This is a genomic window from Paraburkholderia sp. MM5482-R2 (genome assembly GCF_050436125.1).
GTDB lineage: Bacteria > Pseudomonadota > Gammaproteobacteria > Burkholderiales > Burkholderiaceae > Paraburkholderia > Paraburkholderia tuberum.
The window spans coordinates 653,163-673,388 of sequence record NZ_JBNDLP010000002.1; the positions used below are offsets into that span (position 1 = coordinate 653,163).

The following is a 20,226-nucleotide window of genomic DNA, read 5'->3' on the forward strand; positions in this document are numbered from 1 at the left end:
TGCCACGCCGTAGGGCAAATTGTCGGCGCAACCGACGTTTGGGCGCAACCGGCGACGCTGGGGCTTGACCTCCGCTCGCCGATTCGTGAATTTATGGATAACATGCTCTTTAGACAAACATCCGATTTGCCGATAATCTGCAGACTGTCCGATTGGTAATCGAGCATGACGGTAGCATCAATACGGGGGAAGGGGCATGGCAGTCATTCGATGGGGCGCGCTTGGTGCGCTCGCGCTTGTTGCCGGGTGTTCGCACTCGATATCCGGCGCATACGTGGCGCGCGGCCAGCAATTTGTCGAGCTGCTCCAGATTACCCAGTCCCCAGACGGCCAACTGCTTGGAACACTTAACCACACTGCGGTTAAATCGGATGGCAGCCTAGAACGTTTTACGCTCAACATCAACGGCACGACCGACGGTCACGCTATAACCCTGATTGGCAAGGCCAATGAACCGTTTTCGATTCCAACTAACATGTCTGGAACAATCGACGGCGAAAACATTTCGATAATGCAGCCCGATGGTATCGAGCGTTTTACCAAGGGCAATGTTAGCGCTTACCAAAACGACATCCAGTCGTTGGGGACTCAAGCGGTTGCGATCAGACAACGCAATGCGGACCGCCTGCGTCAGCAGCAAGTGGCAGCGCAAGAGACAGCTCGCGAGGAAGCTCTGCAACATCGCGTCACTAATGAAGATCAATATGTTGCGACGTTGGCCGACGCTCTGAACCGATATGCCGCCAAGGTTCAAGAACACCACGACCTCAGCCCGTTTCACACGGCGCACTTGAAGATTCTCGCGGCGGCGCAGCATGATCTTGAGATCGAGCGCGGATATTCACGCGGGAGCGTTCCGGCGGCGCAGGTCGATACGCGAATCAATCAGCTCGGCGTGCAACTGACCCAGTTCGATATCTCTTATGGCCAGAATGTGGATCTTGGTCGGATGCATCTGCAGGAATTCGACGCGGCGATTGCGAAAAGCCCGTGCCATATCAGTCACGACGCGTTGAGCAATTGCTCACGCGAACAAGAGGCCGAAGCCGCTTATCAAGACGCAAAGGTGATAGTGCAAAGAGAAACCGACGACATTGAGGCGACGATTAAACGTGATGCAGAAGCGATGAAGCGGATCATCGCGGAAGCCAATTCTATCGAATAAGCGGCGTCATCCGAAAAGCGTTCGGCATACGCGATCCGTCTCAGGTTAGGGGACTGGCGTTTTGGCGTGTTCGCTGGCTTGTACATGCTCTGCTGGGAAGTCACACAGCCAGACGCTTGGTGACGTTTCTGGCGAGCCGGAGGTTGAGTTCCCTGTTGCGCGCTGGTCCGACAATCGGACTTTCCAATTTCGTCGCTGCGCTGGTTTGGGGGGGGGCGGTGATTAAACGCTAGTGCCCCGACACTGTGAGCGATGTTTCTTACCGGTACCCCTCAGCGCGGGCCTTCGCTACGCAGTCGTCAAATCTAGACTTCCCAATCGAAGCGGAAAACACACCCGCGCCGACCTGCTTGCATGTGATTGCACCGCCGCTAGCGTTCTTCAAGGTCCGGTCCTGGACTGGAACCAAGGCACACCCTCCAAGGAGAAGCGCAAGCGCCCCGAAGAAACCAAGATTTTTCATTGTTCTATTTCCTGTCGGCCTTATGACAGGGACGCAGTATATCTGCCCTCGACAACTTTGCAGCGTGACGGCCGTCACAGCACTCACACCCGTCACAGCCGGGGATCGGTACGCCCCCCTGCTGGTCGCTGGCTCACGCACACACCGGGCGCGCCTCGTCCATCTATATGGCGGAGAAACGACCCGACATAGGTCATCGCGACAACTGTTGCAGGCTTTCTTCAATGTCACTATCCCAGCGAATCCGGATTACGGCGAAGCCGCAACGAGCCGCCCACCCGTCTTTGATTTCGTCCCGCCGCAAAGTTGCCTCATGCACCCGACGCGCGTCTTCTTCAGACATCCCGGCATACCGCACAGGTGCGAAGTGATGGGGACCGTCGATTTCAACGAACATGCCCAATCCCGGCAGATAGAAATCGAACCTGCCCCACCGAGTCTGGCCGTCCGCCGCAGGGATCCGCACGGGAAACTCAACTTCGAAGTCAATGTTCCTGCTTCTCAGCCATGCTGCTACGCGCACCTCTCCGCTTGACTGACTACATTGGGGGCACCCTTTTGCTTCAAGATGTGCCTGTGGCGTCTGCCGGAACACGCCGTGCTTCCGACATTTGATTTCGACAGGCTGCGTGTACCGCTGATAGTCTGTCCGAGAGTAATCGTAGCGACATCCGTGAAGCAATTGGAAGCGCCTTACGATCTCGGCCGTCGTAAGAACCCGTTGAGCGGCCGACGCGAGTTGGGCTTCGCGGCCGCAGTCGGAACAACCTTTTCCACACCAATGATTGCGTGGCGACTGTAGGAAAGCCCCGTGTTTTTTGCACACTATTTTCACACGGCGATTTGAATGTTCGTACTTCATTGTTGAATAATCGTATCTATCACCGTGAGTCTCACGAAATCTTGACAGTACTTCTTCGTCCGATAGCACGAGCTTCGGCGTTCGAACGTTGGCCGCGCTTTCCCCACCACATTTTGGACAACCTCTGCCCGCCAGATAGTTTGCTGCGGACGGAGTGAAGGGGCCATGATTGCGGCATACGACTGTAACGGGAGCTCGCATTCGCTGATACAGAACAAGACTGTGGTCGTATCTTTCGCCATGCACTTCCGCAATCCGTCTCATGTAAGTGTCCGGCGTCACCCTGTGTGCAATGCCTTTTTCCCTTCGCGCGCAGGCAGGACATCCGCTACCGCTCCACAGGTTATACGGGAGAATCCAGAAGTTTCCATGCTCGGCGCACCCGATGACAACCTTGTCATACTGTGTTTTGTACGCGGCGGCCGATAGGTCATATCGATCGCCGTGCGCGGCGCGGGCCCGGCGCTCGAAGTCATCCGGGTGTAATCGGTGCTTGCTAGCGGTTACGAGAGCACCGCACTCGGGGCAACCCGAACCGCTTAAATGGCTATTTGGTGACTGCCGGAATGGGCCGTGCTCACGGCAACGAATCGTCACTGGCCGTTTCGTTCCGAGTGCTTCGACTTGGCTGTAGTCGTATACCGCACCATGAACGCTTGCAAATCGATCGATCAGTTCTGCGGTACTTAAGCGCCTTTTTGCAGCGCTCCGAGCATTCGACTCCTGGCTGTCTTCGCGTCCGCACATCTTGCATCCTCGCCCCAAGATGTGAGATTGAGCCCGCTGACTGAACGGACCGTGGCGACGGCAAACTATATTCACCTTTTCCGCCATTCCAACATAGCCACAGTCGTCGTACAGATATCGATCGCCATGGCGCTCATTCGCCAGACTGATCCACTCATCTTCCGTATAGCGTCGCGTCACTTTGAAATGCTCTCAACTTTTCTGCTGAAGGAGGTTTGCGTGGGCAAAGGCAGCATCGCCTGGGCGTATCGACTGCAGAATACCCCGCGGACCGAAGCCTACGTCGAGAACGCCGGGCTGGTTTTGCTGCGACTGGCGCACGTCTGCATCTACGTGCGGTCGCTCGAAGCGCAGCTTGTGGAAATGGCGTTTTGGCATGTTTGCCGGCTTGGACACGCTCCGCTATTCAACGGTGCAGCCAGACGCCTGGTGGCTCTTCTGGCAAGCCACCGCGGATTTTACGTGACAGGTAGTTGTCGATTTAATCGACTTGTGGTGTTGTCGCGGTCGCACGACGCTTCCTGCGCTTATCATTTAGCTTTTTCCGAGCAGACCCAAAGGGCTGGAGAAGAAACATTCGTCTGGTGGCTAGTACGCACCACCCGGCGTAGGATGAATAACAACCAAGGACATATTTGTGCAGCCCGGCAAGACCTCAATAACGCAATTGTTCAACGCTCCAGCTCAATATTTGATTCCGGTTTTTCAGCGGGGGTATGTATGGGCCCTCGAGAAGCAGGTGGCCCCGCTCTGGGCGGACCTCGAAGACCGCGCTCTCAAATTGATCGAACGGGGTGAGGAAAGCACTAAGGTGCCAGTGTATGCACTCAAACCGCTTCAGAAGCATTTTCTCGGTTCGGTGGTCTTAACTCCTGTTACAGGCACATTTGGGCGTGTTGCCTGTCCGCGCCGAATGAATTTTGAGCCGCCGCGCCGATCGAGTTTTGAGCCGGGGTGGAGACCGGTCTGAAGAAGGACCGGTTGTGGATAAGTGTATGTGTTTCGGGAGTGCTTGTCCTCCTTCGTGTGAGGCCTCATTGCGCAGTGGAAGCTGCGAAGGGCGTAGCCCGTTGCGGCTTCCACTGCGCGGCAAGCGACGATCAGGCCGATTCGTTCGCGCTCGCACCGTCGGCTCTGCGCGCTGCTTCACGCGAGCGGATACGCTTCTTTGCACTGGCGCTGCTATGGCGGAAACGGTAGCTTTCGTTGCCGGTTTCCACGATGTGGCAGTGGTGCGTCAGCCGGTCCAGCAATGCTGTGGTCATCTTCGCGTCGCCGAACACACTGGACCATTCGGCGAAGTCCAGATTCGTTGTCACCGCAACGCTTGTATGCTCGTACAGGCGACTCAGCAGGTGGAATAGCAACGCCCCGCCGGCCTGGCTGAAGGGCAGATATCCGAGTTCGTCCAGAATGACCAGGTCGAGGCGCAGCAGGCTCGCCGCGATCCTCCCGGCGCGTCCCTGCGCCTTCTCCTGCTCCAGTGCGTTGGCCAGATCCACGGTCGAGTAGAAGCGCACCCGCTTGCCGTGGTGCATGATGCCGGACACGCCGATGGCGGTCGCCAGATGCGTCTTGCCCGAGCCCGGGCCGCCGACCAGAACCAGGTTGTGCGCGCCCTCCGTGAACGTCATGCCGGCCAGTTGCGTGACGAGCTGGCGGTCGACCGGCGAGCCATCGAAGTCGAAGCCGGCGATGTCGCGATGCACCGGGAACTTCGCCGCGTTCATCTGGTGGCTGACCGAACGCACGGCCCGATCCGCGACCTCGGCCTGCAGCAGCCGTTCGAGCAGCCATTGCGAAGACGCCGCCTCGACATTCACCTGTTCAAGCAGTTCGGCCCAGCCGGCAGCCATGCCGTGCAGCCGCAAGTGTTTGAGTTCGACGATCAGATCACGCATGACCGGCCTCCGGCTGTTGCAGCGCCGGGCGCAGCCCGTCGTAGCGCGATGTGTCGGCCAGCGGTGGTGTCGTCAGTTGTAGCGCAGTATCGATCTTCGGCGGCATCTGCACGCTGCGCATGCGCGACAGCACGTTCACCACATGCTCGACGCTCACGCGCCCGGAGGGCGGCGCCTGCTCCAATGCGAGTTCGACTGCAACCACTATGGCATCCAGACCGCTTTCCGGGACCAACGCCAGAACCTTCGCCATTACCCGGTCACCACCTGGCTCGCGTAGTAACGCCCGACGCAGGCGTTGCAGCGGCTCGGGCATATCCTGGAACGGCGCACCGTTGCGCAGGGCGCCAGGCTTGCGCTGGATCAGCGGGATATAGTGCTGCCACTCGTATCGCACCAGTCCTTCGTCGGCCAGTCGATCGTGTTCGGCTACCACCGCGTCGTCGCTCACCACCACAACACGGCCAGGATAGAGCCGCGTGCTGAGCATCTGGCCTGCGAATTCGCATGGCACCGAGTAGCGATTGCGGCCAATCACCACCAGGCAGGTCGACGAGACTCGTGCCGCACGCTCAACATAACCGTCAAACGGTGTCGGCATCGGCATCAGATGGGCGCGCTCCTGCTCGAACACGTCGGCGACGCTCAGGTCACGATAGTCTGGATGCTTCACCTGATCCCACAACGACCGGCACCGGGTCGCCAGCCATGCATTCAGATCAGCGAAACTGCCGAAGCGTTGCGCACGCGCCTCAATCCAGATGCGCAGACGGCTGTCCTGCACGTTCTTCTCGACGACGCCTTTCTCCCAGCCACTGGCGACGTTGCAGAAGTCCGGATCGAACAGGTAGTGCGAACACATCACTGCGAAACGCGGATTGACCGTGCGACCCTTGCCTTTGTGAACCTTGTCTACGGCCGTTTTCATATTGTCGTAGATGCCCCGGCGGGCCACCCCGCCGAAGGCCGCGAACGAGCGCGTATGGGCATCGAACAGCATCTCGTGCCCCTGGCTCGGATAGGCAACCAGCCAGAACGCCCGCGACGCACATAGCTTCATGTGCGACACCTGCAGCTTGCGGTAAATGCCGCCGACAACCAGTCCTTCCTCGGACCAGTCAAACTGGAATGCCTCGCCCAGCTCGAATCGCAACGGCACAAACGCCGATTTCGAAACCGCCTTGCCTTCGCCTTGCCGCCAGGCCCGGATGAAATCGGTCACCCGCGAGTAACAGCCGTCGTAGCCGCCCGCCTTGATCTCCTGGAACAGCATCCAGGCGGTGCGCCGCTCCTTCTTCAGTCGCCGCGCGTCGACACTGAGCGCCTGCACCAGCACCTCATGAAACGGCGTCAACCGGGTCGGCTGGGAGCGCCGCTGATACTTCGGCTCCTCCTGAACATCCATGTTCAGATATTTACTAATCGTGTTGCGCGACAGGCTTGTGAGACGTGCTATCTCGCGTACCGACTTGTTCTGGCGGTGGAACATCCGCCGCACCTTGCCAATCATCGTCATCGGGATCATCCCCAAACACCCTGCCAGAAAAACTAGCAGGATAGGTTGATTGCCCGGCTCAATTTTCAGTCGGCGCGATCCCTACATGTGGCTGAATTTTCGGTCGGCGTAAACACACGGTTCTCCGTCGCGGACAGGAGACCAAGGTCAGCCATGTGTTCCAAGGCTTCAAGGACTGGTGGCAAGGTGAGTCGCGCGATATCGATTGGGAACTGGCGCGAGTGGTGCAGAGTAGCCAACATTTCCGCGAGCTGATCTCGCCGGATGGAGATGATTATCTGGCTGAGTTTGCGCGACTAGTAAGAGTACTGGACGTCAGCACGCTGACACCGGTGTACTTAGCTCTCCGCGAACGTTACTCGAAGACGAGTGTGGAACTGCAACAGGCACTGGGTGACCTGGCATCGTACATTACACGCCGAGCCGTCTGTGGATTCACTACGAAGGGCTACAACAGAATCTTCCTGCGTTTGCTCACTGAGGTTGTGGCGTCGGACTCTCCTGCCGAATCCCTTCGCAGCTACTTGCTCAGACTATCGGGTCATAGCCAATGCTGGCCGACTGACGCCGAGTTTAGCGAGGCATGGTTGAGTCGCCCGGTCTATGAGTTACTTCGCCCGGGGAAGGTGAGTGCAGTCTTGCGGGCAGTTGAACTCGCGTCGCGCACCTCCAAACAGGAGACGACGTGGGCTCCGCAGATTGAATCGTTGACCGTTGAGCATGTTATGCCGCAGTCTTGGCAAAAGACCACTTACTACACGTTGCCAGACGACGATCAAGCGATGATCGCAGCACGAAAGGTGGCCGTTCAGACGTTCGGGAATCTTACGCTGCTAACTCAGCCGTTGAATAGCTCTGTTAGCAATGGCCCATTCGAGGATCAGATCGAGGGGGAGAAGACTGTCGTTGGGAAACGCACGAAGTTCCTCGAAAGCCTGCTGCTACTCAACGCCTACTTCCAGCACAAAACTGTTGCAAAGTGGGATGACGAGGAGATTCGCAAGCGAAGTCAACATCTTTTCGGAAAGGCGATGAAGGTTTGGTCGCGTCCATAACGATTCAATTGCGGCGCGTTACAACGTGAAAGAAGAAATGACCGCTGGGGCAGGAGAGCGTGTAGCCGGCCTCTGCCGGCCAAATTTCCGTTAGGGCCGAAGGATGCATTCCCGGCAGGGATTCGGCGCGAGCGGCCCAAACGCTCGGCGGCTCTTCTGCCAAGCCTTAGGGCAAATCTCGGTCACACGCACATTTGCGCGCAACGGTGATGTAAGGGCTGGGTCTTGCTGCAACTGGCGCATACGGTCTCCGTCGAAGCGCAGGGCGCTTGGCAATGGCGATTTGGCGCGCTCTGTAGCTTTACACATGCTCCGCGTTGAAGCCGCGCTGCCAAACGCTTCGTGACGTTTCTGGCAAGGCAGAAGTCGAACCCTTGGCTGTGTGCACAAGTCCGATAATCGGACTTGCGAGTTGGCGTACGGGATTTGATCGTTTCGACGGATGTGTGCGGCGCCACTGGCAACTGTGACTGTCGGTCGCTTCATCGGCGAATGGAGCGCTCGCCGTGAAGCTACGATAGCGTTAGTCCCGAGATTGTCTACGCATGCTCTCAACGGCGGCTGTTAAGTCAACTTTAACTTTCGGTGCCGCCCAGCGTTGCCAGAACGGAATCGTGGCACTGCGGGGTTCGAACTTAGGCTTATTCATCTTGATCCGGGTCGGAAGTAAGGTTGCATCGCCGACAACAACCGCCTCGCCTACGTCCAAGGTTGGAAGAACGTCCATTAGACTTTCAAGGCTATCCGGGAGAAGCTGTTTAACCACCGCCTGGTCAATTTTATTTGCCAAACGCAAGCTTATTATGTTGCTGCACTGGCTCAGGATTGTGGTGCTGACATCTGAGGGCCTCTGACTAACCACCATGAGGCCTACGCCATATTTCCGTCCTTCTTTTGCAATCCGCTCAAAATTTTCTAGCGCGCGGCGCTCCATAGGACCTGTTGACGCCGAATGACTTGGCAGATAAAGATGGGCTTCATCGCAGACCATCACAACCGGGTGTCGCGAATCGCCGTCCTTTCCGGGATCGCTCCAAAATTGCACCTGATAAACAAGTCGTGCAACAAGCCCTACGACTACCGGCAGGATGTCGGAAGGTACCTCGGAAAAATCAATAATCTTAATGCCGGAACCCAAGAGTTTGGCAGCAAGAATATGCAGGGACTCGTATGTGTCGTAATCGGCGGGTGCCTGATACATGAATGCGTAGCGGCGATCGCCGATCTTCGTTTTTAGCCTGATGAGGAATCGCGAAAGTTTCCCATAAAGCGGTCCTCTTTCCATCTTCGGCTGCCCTTTCCTCGGGCCACTCGCGTATGTCTCGCCAGTGTCTGTCTCGTCTTCATTTTTTTTGTTTAATGAGTCGACCAGAGCATCGATGCTATACGGCACCGGCGTATCAACGGTAAACCCTTCCAACAGGTCATGCTTTCCCAGCGCTGTAATAACAGAGCGTTTCGTTTCGACCACCGAGTCCATCAACGCAAGCGCCTGATTCGGCGCATTGTCTCCCGACCGGTCGACGAAAACAGACTGCATCTCGTCGTAAGTCAGCAACCAGAAGGGTAAAAAGATTGCGTCGTCCTTCTTTGTCTTAAGATCCCCTGTTCCAGCGATTCGATACTTGGTCGCAAAGTCCATGCTTGCGTATTCGCCGTGGAGATCGAAGACAATGATGTTGGCGTGCGGTAGTTGTGCCGCTTGCTCAAGGATCGACGCGACCGTGAAGGACTTCCCCGATCCTGTGCTACCTAGAAGCGCCGCGTGGCGTTGAAATAGTTTATCGCCGTCGATGTATGCGCTCGCCTTGCCGTCCAACGTGTAAGTTCCAACTTTAAGTGGAGACACCGATTCCGCTTTGGACGACGCGCTAAGTATCCCCATGAAATCTTCTAACGACTTCTCCTCAATTGGATACACGGATCGGTTGATCTCTGGCAGCGAAAAGACGGCTCGTGAGAACGTGTTTTTTCGTTCACCATCACGCTCCCTGTATGTGCCGACAAGACTTACGGCAACGCCATTTTCCTCAGTTGGAATAGCATCCAAATCATCTGCCGGTTCACCTTCGTCGAGGCTGACGATTTCGACCGGTCGGCGCCAGACTCGCTCGATTATTCCAACGAGCCATTCATCTCCCATTGATTGAATGGCTACCAATCGCCCGACACGCGCCTTTTGCAAACGCTGCCCGTCGGTCACTCTAATTGTGATACGCGAAGTCTCAACGCTACGGACTTCTCCAAGCGACTGATCATCATTAAACTCGAAGATGCTCATTTTTTCCTCATTCTATAAAAGCTTCTAAGAAGTCCTCAAGCTGCCAGACTGGGACCGGGGACGTCAGCACTTGGCCATCGTAATGGCACTCAGAGCCTGTCCCTTGCTTGCAGAAGACGATGACATGAGGGTACCGCCGGATGACCTCACGAAGATTGTCGGTCAGGCCCCGCGTGAGGATTAGCGTTGGCATATGGGCATCGAGTCGCGCTTTAATTACGCCCTGCAAATGGTCGTCATTGAAGCCAAAGCCCATGCAAAGTAGTGCACTCGACCTATTCAAAACGCCGTTCATCTCTGTACGCATCGCGTCGAAGAGTGTATTAACCAAAGCATCCTGATACTTGGATGGCCCTGGAACGACTATCGCCCTCGTCGCCATGGAGTAGTCGTTAGTGACCTCTATCGGACCGGATTCGGTCGTATTCCATGTTATAGAGCCGTGTGGCTTGTATAAGCGAAGTGTCAGCAACGGTCGATGTTCCAGTTCGGCACCCTTCTTCCCCACAGTAACAGATCTGTAATATTGCGTTTGAAACAGCGGAGAAGAGCGTGGCTTACGCCGACGGAAGCCTGAAAATCCGGTGTCTATTGGAATACACGCCAAGTCGCAAAAAAGCTCTACCAGAGTGTCGTAGTTTGTGGTGACCACGGAGATGCTGTCTGCGTTTTGGGGCGCGCCATCGTAGAGCCTGCGTAACAATCTCGCTGGGGCAAGTTGTTCTGGCCTCGTATGAGCGAGGATCGACTTTTCCGCTGCTAACGTCCTTTCAATAATTAGGTTTGCCGTCTCCTCTCTGAGAACGGCAACGATTTCATCGCGACCTTGGGCCCCATTGGGAATCGTATTCAGACCGGCCTCGAGATTTGCGCGGACTGCACTAAGTGACGCAGCCCAAACGCTTTTCGCATGTTCGGTGGTTAATCGAGCGCCCACAACGTTGGCCAGGTGCTCGCCCAACGCTCCCATATTTGGCAAGTCGTAGGCGCACGAAAAACCGGAGCCCAGTAGCAGTAGAGGAGTTCCCCTAAAGATCGCCTGTATTCGGAAATACAAGTCTTCTGGTAGGCCGGTTGCAGTCATGTGCACTTAATATTTGTGGGAGGGCACAAGCTCGTCGCTAACATAGGTGAAGCGGCAACGCTGTTCGTTCTCGCGGCCCATTCGTCTGTCGCTAATATATGACAAATCCGCGGAAAAACCCATTCAAACCATCACGGCGTGGGGGCGTGCCAAGATGCTTGCGGATACGCGCACGTGGTGCGCGTAAGCCGTCACTAATCCAGCGAGTGTTTCGATTGGCTGCGAAGGCCGAGCACCTGTCGGGCAACTAGGTAAGCGAGGGCCGCAATACTGTGGTAAGCAGACGTCCAAAGTGTACGGCGTGCAACGTCGGATATGCCGGCCAACCGACAACCTCCGCTGAAACGAGGTTCGCTGCTCGTTGCGTGAGGCTGGATCATTCCAAGGTCGATCACGCTGATTTTCGGGCCCATCGAATCGCGTCGTTCGGGCACTCGGGGCTCGCACACGTCGCAATTGTGTAGAAACGTCTTGCTGGTCATGGCGGCGCATGCTATCTGGACTTTGCGCGCTGCACAATTTGCAACACCTATGCAACTCAGCCGCAACACGCAAACGTGATTTTGAGCAGTCATGCGCGACCGTCGATAGGCTGAAAAAGCTATAATGTATTGTTTTTTCTAGCAAAGTTGGTGGCAGTATGGCCCTGATGATTACCAACGAGTGCATCAATTGCGACGTCTGCGAGCCCGAGTGCCCGAACGACGCGATTTCGATGGGCCCGGAAATCTATGTGATCGACCCGAAGAAGTGCACCGAGTGCGTCGGTCATTTCGACGAGCCGCAATGCATTCAGGTGTGTCCGGTCGAGTGCATTCCGCGTGACCCGAACCACCTGGAAACGCCCGAAGGTTTGATGGCGAAATATCACGCGTTGCAGGCCGCCAAGGGCACCTGACGTTCGCGGGAGACGCGCAAAAGAAAACGGCGAAGGCCTGCGGGCCTTCGCCGTTTTCTTTTGGGGGCGGCGTTTCCGCTATCCGACGTAAGCGCTGAAAATGCCGCGCAAAGCGTCGAGCAGTATGTCGCATTCGGCGTCGGTGCCGACCGAGATCCGCAAATGCTGGTCGATGCGCGGCGCGTTGAAATGCCGCACGAAAATTTCCTTTTGCCGCAGCCGCGACGCGAGCGTCGCCGCGTCGTACCCCTCATGCCGCGCGAACAGCAGATTCGCCGCCGATGGCACCACCTCGAAGCCGAGCGCGGTCAATTCCGCCGCAAGCCGTTCGCGGCTCGCGATCACCTTCGCGCAGCATTCGCGAAACCACGCGTCGTCTTCGTAGGCGGCGGTGGCCGCGACTTGCGCGAGGCGGTCGAGCGGGTACGAATTGAAGCTGTCCTTCACGCGATTGAGCGCATCGATCAACGCAGGATCGCCGAACGCAAAGCCGACGCGCATGCCGGCGAGCGAACGCGACTTCGACACGGTCTGCACGACGAGCAGATTCGGATAGCGCGCGATCAGCGCAATCGCCGACTCGGCGCCGAAGTCGACATACGCTTCGTCAATCACCACGACCGAATCAGGATGGCTCGCGACGAGGCCTTCGATTTCCGCGAGCGGCAGCGGCCGGCCGGTCGGCGCGTTCGGATTCGGAAACAGGATGCCGCTGTTGGGCACCGTGTAGTCGTCGACGTTGATCGCGAAGCTGTCGTCGAGGGGGATGGTCCGGTAGTCGACCTCGAACAGCTTCGCGTAGGTCGGATAGAAGCTGTAAGTGATGTCGGGAAACAGCAGCGGCTTGTCGTGCTTGAGCAAGGCCTGGAACGTTAGCGCGAGTACCTCGTCCGAGCCGTTGCCCGCGAACACCTGCTCGGCGCGGATGCCGTGATACGCGGCGACCGTTTCGCGCAGCTTGCGTGCGCTCGGATCGGGATAGCGGCGCAGTGCGTCGGCCGTGTCGCCGAGCTCGCGGCGGATCGCGTCTAGCACGCGCGGCGACGGCGGATACGGATTCTCGTTGGTATTCAGCTTCACCGGATGCGTGAGCGCGGGCTGCTCGCCCGGCACGTACGGCGTAAGACGGTGAACGATGTCGCTCCAGTAGCGGCTCAAGCGATTCTCCTTGCGGGGCCGATTGCGGGTGTCGATGAGTGTGGCGCGCGTCAGCTGTTGTTGCGATGCAGTTGCATCATTGCGCGTTCGAGTTCGCCCTTGATGATCTGCGGCATCACCGCGAGCGCGCGTTCGATCGACGCGTCGATGACCTCCTGCTCTTCTCGCCGCGGCGGCTTCAGCACATAGTTCGCGACGTCCGGCTTCGCGCCGGCGCGCGCGCTTTCGGGAATCAGATCGCGCGGATGGCCGATGCCGATCCGCAGCCGCCAGTATTGCTGCGACGACAGATGCGCGCTGATGTCCTTCAGCCCATTATGCCCGCCGCTGCCGCCGCCAAGCTTCAGCTTGACGCTGCCGGGTGGCATGTCGAGCTCGTCGTGCGCGACGAGGATCTCGTCGGGAAGAATCTTGAAGAATTGCGCGAGCGCGACGACCGATTGACCAGAGCGGTTCATGTAGGTTTGCGGCTCGAGCAGATGCACTTCCTCGCCATGCAACCGCGCTTTCGCGTAAAAGCCGTGAAAGCGCCGCTCGTCGCGCAGCGCGGTGCCCGCCTCGCGCGCGAGTTGATCGACCAGCCAGCAGCCGGCGTTGTGACGCGTCGCGGTGTATTCGGCGCCCGGATTGCCGAGCCCGACGATCAGCTTGATCATGATTGCGTGAGTCCACCAAGTCCGGAAGTGAAACGTACCGGACTAGAAAAGCCGAAAAAAAACCCGCCAGGGCGAACCTCGGCGGGTCACATCGACCGTTTCATAGGAAACGGATCGAGAGGATTGCTTGCTTCGAACCGGAAGGCTCTTAAGCAGCCGGCGTTTCGCCACCTTCAGCAGCAGCAGCGTCTTCAGCGATTGCGCCAGCCGGGATCGTTGCAGCAGCGACCACCGGGTTTTCCGCGTCGACGTGGGCCACGAGCGCCACACCTGCCGGCAACGGGATGTCCTTCGCGTGAACCGATTGACCTGCTTCGATCTTCGCGAGGTCGACTTCGATGAACTCCGGCAGTGCCGACGGCAAGCACTCGATTTCGATTTCGTTGAGGATGTGCGAAATCACCGCGCTCGACAGCTTCACTGCCGGGTTGGTTTCCTGGTTCAAGAAGTGCAGCGGCACCTTGGTGTGCAGTTTCTTCGTCGCGTCGACGCGCTGGAAGTCCACGTGCAGCACGAGCTGACGGAACGGGTGGTATTGCACGTCGCGCAGCAGAACCTGTTGCGACTTGCCTGCCACTTCCAGATCGAGGATCGACGAGTGGAAAACTTCTTTCTTCAGCGCGTGCCACAGGGCGTTGTGATCGAGTTCGATCAGTTGCGTGTCAGCGCCGGCGCCATAAACGATACCCGGGGTCTTGCCCGAGTTACGCAGGCGGCGGCTCGCACCCGTACCTTGCAGGGAACGCTCGAAAGCGACTACTTTCATGTTGAATCTCCAATGCACTGCCCGCGACCAGGCAGTAAAAACAGGGCCTCGAAGCCGTAATGGCTGAGGCCCAGGATAGCGGCAAGAACCTTCGTTCGTTCAAGCCGATTGTGCAAAAACGCCGCGTGTCGCATGAAGCGGTACCCGGTGTCTTCGCAAATGCTTAACTCTCAGCGAACAGCGACATCACCGAATCGCCGCGGCGGATGCGCGAGAACGTTTCGGCGAGCAAACCGGCGCTCGTCAGCGAACGGATCTTCGCGCACGAACGGGCTTCTTCGCCGAGCGGAATCGTGTCCGTGACAACGAGTTCGTCGAGTGCGGAAGCGGCGATACGCTCACCCGCGCCGCCCGACAGAACCGGGTGGGTGGCGTACGCGAATACCTGCTTCGCGCCGCGTTCCTTCAGAACCTGCGCGGCCTTGCACAGCGTGCCAGCCGTGTCGACCATGTCGTCCATGATCACGCAGGTGCGGCCTTCGACTTCACCGATGATGTTCATCACTTCGGCGACGTTCGCCTTCGGGCGACGCTTGTCGATGATCGCGAGATCGCAATTGAGTTGCTTCGCCAATGCACGGGCGCGGACCACACCGCCAACGTCCGGCGAAACTACCATCAGGTTGTCGTAGTTCTGCTTGCGCAGATCCCCGAGCAGCACGGGCGTTGCGTAGATGTTGTCGACCGGGATGTCGAAGAAGCCTTGAATCTGGTCGGCGTGCAGATCCATCGTGATGATCCGCTCGACGCCGGCGATTTCCAGCATGTTCGCCACGACCTTAGCCGAGATGGCGACGCGCGCCGAACGCGGGCGACGATCCTGACGGGCATAACCGAAGTAGGGGATGGCTGCGGTGATCCGGCCTGCGGATGCGCGCTTGAGCGCATCGACCATGATCATCAGTTCCATCAGATTGTCGTTAGTCGGTGCGCACGTGGATTGCAGGACAAAGACATCCTTGCCGCGCACGTTTTCCTGAATCTCGACTTGGATTTCACCGTCCGAGAAACGGCTAACCATTGCTTTGCCGAGGGGAATACCGAGGTTTTTGACGACTTCCTGTGCAAGCGCGGGATTTGCGTTGCCAGTAAAAACCATCAGGCCGTCATGGCTGCTCATCGTGCACCTACTTCAGGCTGGGGGCGGGAGAAATGCGAACTACAGCGAACTACGAGAATTTTTGGCAGGGGAGAAAGGATTCGAACCTTTGCATGCCGGAATCAAAATCCGGTGCCTTAACCAGCTTGGCGACTCCCCTACACTAACTTTGAGCTCCGCCGAACGTGGAGTTTCGTTCGACGATGCAAAATTTATGACGCGAAAGCAAAGAGTGGATGCTGATCCAAGCCCGCTGCTACTGCACTGTTCCACTCGCCGGGCAGTTTGGCTTGCGCCGCTTCTGCTTCAGCTTTGCTACGGAACGCTGCAAAAACGCTGGCACCCGATCCGGACATCCGCGCTGGCGCGATGCTTTCAAACCACCGCAACACTTGCGCTACTTCCGCGTACTTTCCTACGACAACTTGCTGCATGTCATTCCGGCCGAAGCTTTCTGGCCATTCAGTGTTGCAGCTGTGTTCTGCAGGAAAGTCCGTAATTTTGAGGGGCTTTGTATCTCTTGTCAACGCTTTTTCGGAAAAAATCGCCGCAGTCGGAACCTGCATCCTCGGCGTCACTACCAGGAAGTGACGCGGCGGCAATTGTACAACGTCTAATGATTCTCCGACACCCTCTGCAAACGCATTTTTTCCAAATACGAAGAAAGGCACGTCCGCGCCGAGTTTCAACGCAAGACCCTGCAACTCCTGACGTGGCAGATCGAGCTTCCACAGGCGATTGAGCGCGAGCAGCGTCGTCGCCGCATCGGAACTGCCGCCGCCGAGGCCCGCGCCCATCGGCAGGCGCTTGTCGATTTCGATATCGACGCCTTCGCGGGAGCCCGTATGTACCTTCAGCAACGTCGCGGCGCGTACGGTCAGGTCATGCTCGGGTGGCACGTCGGCGATTTCGGTGCGGCGCGTGATGAGACCGTCGTCGCGTCGCGTGAAGTGCAGCGTGTCGCCCCAGTCAAGCAACTGGAAGACCGTCTGCAGCGTGTGATAACCATCCGGCCGACGGCCGGTGACGTGCAGGAAGAGATTGAGTTTCGCTGGCGCGAGACAGTCGCGCAGCGAATTGGTTGTTTCGATCATGAGTAGGGCTACATGCGCCACGGTGGCGCCAAACGGGTAGCAAGGTTACGTGAGCGGATGCTGGGACAAAAGGCCCAGCAAGAACGACTCACTGATCCAGCACGAGCTTGATGTCGAGTGGCGGCTCCGAGCGGCTCAGATCGAGGCGCTTCACGCCGGTGGCTGGCGGATCGGCATAGGCCACATAGTCGATCGTCCAGCCGTCCTGGGTGATCTGCTTCAGGCGCGACGGTTGCTCCGGATCCTTCTCGGTCTTCGCGCGCGAAGTCGGCGCCGGCGACGGTTGCAGCCAGTAGCGCAACCCTTCGACCGGCAGCGTGAAGCCGAGCGCGTTCTCCATCAGCGTCGACACGTTATCGGCGGTGAGCGGCTGGCGGTTCGGCAATTCGAGCGTGGCCGAAGCCGGCGACGAAGTCACGATGGCCAGCGTCTGGCCAAGCGGATTGCGCAACTGCAGCGTGACGGTGTCGCCCGTTTCCTGCCATGAGAAATTGCCGTAAGCGTTGCGCTGCTGGCCGTTCTGATCGTTGTATTGGATCGCGAAGCGGCCCTGATACGAGCGGCTCGTCTGCGCGGTGACTTCGGTGGCGGCGTTCGACGTGGACGGCCCCTGCGGCTTCACCGACGCGCAGCCGGCCAGCGCGACAACCGCCGCCGCCGCGAAACCAACCGCCATGCCGCGCGGCGCCCTGGAAAAAGAAATCAAACGGGAAAGACGCATCAAAGATTGTTTACCTGAAGACGTTGCAACGTTTTGACGAGAGTCTCGTTGTCGGGTTCGAGCTTGCGAGCCTCGCGAAACGCGGCGCGCGCCTGTTCCTGCTCGCCGGCCTTCCACAGCACTTCGCCGAGGTGCGCGCCGATTTCCGCGTTCGGCTGGAGGCTGTATGCCTTGCGCAGCAGCTTGATCGCATCGGCCGTGTCACCCATCCGGTACTTGACCCAGCCGACGCTGTCCATGATGAACGCATCGTTCGGTGCGAGCGCCGAGGCCTTCTCGACCAGCTTGTCCGCCTCTGGCAGGCGCTGGTTGCGATCTGCGAGCGAATAGCCGAGCGCGTTATACGCCTGCGGATTGTCCGGCTGCGTCTGGATCAGCTTGCGCAGCTGCGCTTCCATGATGTCGTAATGGCCGGTTTTCTCGGCGGCCATCGCGTAGTCGTAGGTGAGGTCGGGGTCGTCGGGAAAGTTCGCCGTGGCTTGCTGCAGACGCGCTTCGGCCTCCGGGTAGCGCTTCGCGTCGAACAGGATCGCCGCATCGGTGCGCGCGATCAGCGCCACATCACGCGGATCGGAGGTCTGCAAGTTGGAGAGCAACTGGCGCGCCTCCTCGGTCTTGCCCTGTTTCGCGAGCAGTTGCGCGCCGGTAATCTGCGCGGCCAGGTATTGTTGACTCGCTGGCGAGATCTTGTTCAGCCAGTCGCTCGCGGCCGCCTCATTCTTCTGTTCGAGTGCCAGCTGCGCGAGATAGATGTAGGCCTGGCCCGCATCGGCACCCGGCGTCTTCTCGGCCTGCTGCGCATACTGCACCAGATACGTCTGCGCTTCGGGGAGATTCTTCTGCTGGATCTTGATCAGCGCGAGCGCCATCAACGGTGTCAAGTCGTTGGGGTTTGCCTTGCGCATGAGCTCGAACTGCTTCTGCGCGTCGTCGAGACGGTCGCTGGCAAGATACATCTGCGCCAGCGCGAGCCGTGCGTCATGCGATTTCGGATTCTGCTGCACGTACTTTTCGAGCGACGCGATGCCTTCCTTGCGCTCCTCCGGACCCATTTGCGACAGCATCAACGCCGCCGGCAGATAGTCGGGCTTGATCGTGAGCGCCTGCTCGAGCGACTTGTGCGCGCCCGGCGCGTCGTCGGCCAGCAGCTGCTGACGCGCGAGGGCCAATTGCGCCTCCGGCCGGTTCATGTCGTTCTTCAGCAGGTCCTGCAACACGTGCAGGCCACCGACGCGGTTCGGGCCGCGCGACAACAGCAGTTGCAGCGCGAGGATCGCGCTGCCGCGATTTTCCTCGGGTACCTTCGCCAGTTCTTGCGACAGGATTTGCGACGCATCGTCGGGCTTGCCAGACAGCACGAGCAGCGACGCGTCGAGCTGGGCGGCGCGTTCCGAACTCGGCGCGTACTGTTGCCACAGTTGCGCGGCGGCGAGCGCGTCCGACGGGCTCTGCGCCGCCAGCGCTATTTCGGTGGCGCGTTGCGCCATGCGCGGGTCGTGAGTGTCGCGCGCGAGCGCGAGGTAGGTCTGATAGGCCGGTGCCGGCTGGTCGCGCTGCAGCGCGATCTCGGCGGCCAGCACCTGGAAGACGATCTGGCTCGACAGGGGTACGCCGGGAAGCGACTTTTCGTCTTCAGGTGTTGCCGGACCCAGCGGGTCCGGCATCGTGACCGACGTGTCGTCGGAATCCGGCGACGGGTCCTGCGCATGCGCGGGCACGGCGGCCAGCGCCCACAATCCGAGCGCGGCCGCACCGAGCATCCGGCGAGCGGACACGGCGAGCGGCACCTTGGACACGCGCGCGCGGCGCTTTGATAGCAGCTTCACGAAGGACACGTTCATGGAAATCCGTTCAATGTTTCAGTCGATTGTAACGCGCTCGCTACAATACGCGCACAACCACTCACGCAAGTAGCAGACCAATCAGCCATGCCAGAGTTGCCAGAAGTCGAGGTTACCCGACGGGGGATCGAACCGTATGTGTCCGGGCGCAAGGTTGAGCGCGTCGACGTGCGGACGGCCGCGCTGCGCTGGCCAATTCCGGCCGACCTTGCGAAAACCTTGCGCGGCCACGTGGTGCGCAAAGTCGAGCGACGCGGCAAGTATTTGCTGTTCGAAATCGACGCTGGGTGGTTCATCGTCCACCTCGGCATGACGGGCACGTTGCGCGTTCTGCGGCATGTGCCGCATCCGCCTGCCGCGGCGAAGCACGATCATGTCGACTGGATCTTCGACGACTTTATCCTGCGCTATCGTGATCCCCGCCGCTTCGGCGCGGTGCTATGGCATCCGCGCGAAGCAGGCGACATCCTCGAACATCCGCTGCTCGCGAGCCTTGGCGTCGAGCCTTTCTCGCCGGCTTTTTCGGGCGCGCTGATGCATCGGTTGACGCGCGGGCGCAAGGTGTCGGTGAAGCGGGCGCTGCTGGCGGGGGACATCGTGGTCGGCGTGGGCAATATCTACGCGTCGGAGAGTCTGTTTCGCGCGGGCATCCGGCCGACCACCGCGGCGGGCCGCGTGTCGCTCGTGCGTTATGAACTGCTGGCCGATGCCGTGCGCGTGACGCTCGCCGCCGCGATCGACAAGGGCGGCAGCACGCTGCGCGATTTCGTTGGCAGCGACGGCGAAAGCGGCTATTTTCAGCTCGACTACTTCGTCTATGATCGCGCGGGCCTGCCATGCCGCGTGTGTGGAACGCCAATCAAACAGATCGTGCAGGGGCAACGCTCCACGTACTTCTGTCCCACTTGCCAGCGCTAGA

At 58.9% G+C, this 20,226-nt stretch carries 18 protein-coding genes, 1 tRNA gene and 1 pseudogene; 6 read left to right on the forward strand and 14 right to left on the reverse strand.

Annotated features, from left to right (window positions below; genetic code table 11):
* Positions 1 to 196 precede the first annotated feature (196 nt).
* The gene (locus OKW37_RS06090) at positions 197 to 1,165 is read left to right on the forward strand and encodes a hypothetical protein (protein ID WP_429407511.1); all 969 of its coding nucleotides are present in this window, start codon (positions 197 to 199) and stop codon (positions 1,163 to 1,165) included.
* 656 nt (positions 1,166 to 1,821) lie between these two features.
* Here OKW37_RS06090 and OKW37_RS06095 read toward each other — a convergent pair.
* Positions 1,822 to 2,025: a hypothetical protein gene (locus tag OKW37_RS06095; protein WP_429408515.1), complete on the reverse strand. Its 204-nt coding sequence runs from the start codon at positions 2,023 to 2,025 to the stop codon at positions 1,822 to 1,824.
* 990 nt (positions 2,026 to 3,015) lie between these two features.
* Positions 3,016 to 3,324: pseudogene (locus OKW37_RS06100) on the reverse strand (hypothetical protein); the annotation flags it as partial.
* Between OKW37_RS06100 and OKW37_RS06105 the strand changes: the two are divergent.
* Together OKW37_RS06105 and OKW37_RS06110 are read left to right on the forward strand one after the other, a co-directional pair.
* Positions 3,265 to 4,035, forward strand: coding sequence for a hypothetical protein (locus tag OKW37_RS06105; protein WP_429408513.1), 771 nt, complete (start codon positions 3,265 to 3,267; stop codon positions 4,033 to 4,035). The pseudogene OKW37_RS06100 and the gene OKW37_RS06105 sit on opposite strands and share 60 nt — an antisense overlap.
* On the forward strand, positions 3,929 to 4,207 hold the full coding sequence (locus OKW37_RS06110; RefSeq protein ID WP_429408482.1) for a GmrSD restriction endonuclease domain-containing protein: 279 nt from the start codon (positions 3,929 to 3,931) through the stop codon (positions 4,205 to 4,207). The genes OKW37_RS06105 and OKW37_RS06110 overlap by 107 nt, the downstream gene beginning before the upstream one ends.
* 130 nt (positions 4,208 to 4,337) lie before the next feature.
* Here OKW37_RS06110 and istB read toward each other — a convergent pair whose 3' ends face one another.
* Positions 4,338 to 5,138, reverse strand: a complete 801-nt coding sequence (istB, locus tag OKW37_RS06115; RefSeq protein ID WP_266262193.1) for an IS21-like element helper ATPase IstB — start codon at positions 5,136 to 5,138, stop codon at positions 4,338 to 4,340.
* On the reverse strand, positions 5,131 to 6,654 hold the full coding sequence (gene istA / locus OKW37_RS06120; RefSeq protein ID WP_429401352.1) for an IS21 family transposase: 1,524 nt from the start codon (positions 6,652 to 6,654) through the stop codon (positions 5,131 to 5,133). Before istA ends, istB begins: the two co-directional genes overlap by 8 nt.
* A gap of 155 nt (positions 6,655 to 6,809) precedes the next feature.
* Between istA and OKW37_RS06125 the strand changes: the two genes are divergently transcribed.
* On the forward strand, positions 6,810 to 7,709 hold the full coding sequence (locus tag OKW37_RS06125) for an HNH endonuclease family protein (protein WP_429407509.1): 900 nt from the start codon (positions 6,810 to 6,812) through the stop codon (positions 7,707 to 7,709).
* A gap of 523 nt (positions 7,710 to 8,232) precedes the next feature.
* Here OKW37_RS06125 and OKW37_RS06130 read toward each other — a convergent pair.
* Complete coding sequence (locus OKW37_RS06130) at positions 8,233 to 9,990, reverse strand: ATP-binding protein (protein WP_429407507.1); 1,758 nt, start codon at positions 9,988 to 9,990, stop codon at positions 8,233 to 8,235.
* A 7-nt stretch (positions 9,991 to 9,997) separates the two neighbouring features.
* Positions 9,998 to 11,074: an SIR2 family protein gene (locus OKW37_RS06135; RefSeq protein ID WP_429407505.1), complete on the reverse strand. Its 1,077-nt coding sequence runs from the start codon at positions 11,072 to 11,074 to the stop codon at positions 9,998 to 10,000.
* 640 nt (positions 11,075 to 11,714) lie between these two features.
* On the opposite strand from OKW37_RS06135, the gene OKW37_RS06140 reads away from it, so the two are divergent.
* Positions 11,715 to 11,972, forward strand: a complete 258-nt coding sequence (locus tag OKW37_RS06140) for a YfhL family 4Fe-4S dicluster ferredoxin (protein WP_429407503.1) — start codon at positions 11,715 to 11,717, stop codon at positions 11,970 to 11,972.
* A gap of 78 nt (positions 11,973 to 12,050) precedes the next feature.
* On the opposite strand, the gene hisC is transcribed toward OKW37_RS06140, so the two are convergent.
* The 8 genes from hisC to OKW37_RS06180 form a co-directional block, all read right to left on the reverse strand.
* Positions 12,051 to 13,130: a histidinol-phosphate transaminase gene (hisC, locus tag OKW37_RS06145; protein ID WP_429407501.1), complete on the reverse strand. Its 1,080-nt coding sequence runs from the start codon at positions 13,128 to 13,130 to the stop codon at positions 12,051 to 12,053.
* 50 nt (positions 13,131 to 13,180) lie between these two features.
* A complete protein-coding gene (gene pth / locus OKW37_RS06150; protein WP_090802935.1) occupies positions 13,181 to 13,786 on the reverse strand; it encodes an aminoacyl-tRNA hydrolase in 606 nt (201 codons plus the stop codon).
* A 148-nt stretch (positions 13,787 to 13,934) separates the two neighbouring features.
* Positions 13,935 to 14,552 carry a 50S ribosomal protein L25/general stress protein Ctc gene (locus OKW37_RS06155; RefSeq protein ID WP_090802936.1) on the reverse strand — a complete coding sequence of 206 codons (618 nt, stop codon included), beginning with the start codon at positions 14,550 to 14,552 and terminating at the stop codon, positions 13,935 to 13,937.
* A 163-nt stretch (positions 14,553 to 14,715) separates the two neighbouring features.
* Positions 14,716 to 15,672 carry a ribose-phosphate pyrophosphokinase gene (locus OKW37_RS06160; RefSeq protein WP_008921698.1) on the reverse strand — a complete coding sequence of 319 codons (957 nt, stop codon included), beginning with the start codon at positions 15,670 to 15,672 and terminating at the stop codon, positions 14,716 to 14,718.
* A 62-nt stretch (positions 15,673 to 15,734) separates the two neighbouring features.
* Positions 15,735 to 15,811, reverse strand: a tRNA-Gln gene (locus OKW37_RS06165).
* A gap of 52 nt (positions 15,812 to 15,863) precedes the next feature.
* Positions 15,864 to 16,745 (reverse strand): 4-(cytidine 5'-diphospho)-2-C-methyl-D-erythritol kinase, encoded by an 882-nt coding sequence (gene ispE / locus OKW37_RS06170; RefSeq protein WP_429407498.1) that lies wholly within the window; start codon positions 16,743 to 16,745, stop codon positions 15,864 to 15,866.
* A gap of 88 nt (positions 16,746 to 16,833) precedes the next feature.
* Complete coding sequence (gene lolB / locus OKW37_RS06175) at positions 16,834 to 17,466, reverse strand: lipoprotein insertase outer membrane protein LolB (RefSeq protein WP_184053939.1); 633 nt, start codon at positions 17,464 to 17,466, stop codon at positions 16,834 to 16,836.
* Complete coding sequence (locus OKW37_RS06180; protein ID WP_429407496.1) at positions 17,466 to 19,307, reverse strand: tetratricopeptide repeat protein; 1,842 nt, start codon at positions 19,305 to 19,307, stop codon at positions 17,466 to 17,468. The genes lolB and OKW37_RS06180 overlap by 1 nt, the downstream gene beginning before the upstream one ends.
* Positions 19,308 to 19,394: 87 nt before the next feature.
* Here OKW37_RS06180 and mutM point away from each other — a divergent pair, with 87 nt between their 5' ends.
* A complete protein-coding gene (gene mutM / locus OKW37_RS06185; protein ID WP_429407494.1) occupies positions 19,395 to 20,225 on the forward strand; it encodes a bifunctional DNA-formamidopyrimidine glycosylase/DNA-(apurinic or apyrimidinic site) lyase in 831 nt (276 codons plus the stop codon).
* The last annotated feature ends 1 nt before the right edge of the window (position 20,226 follow it).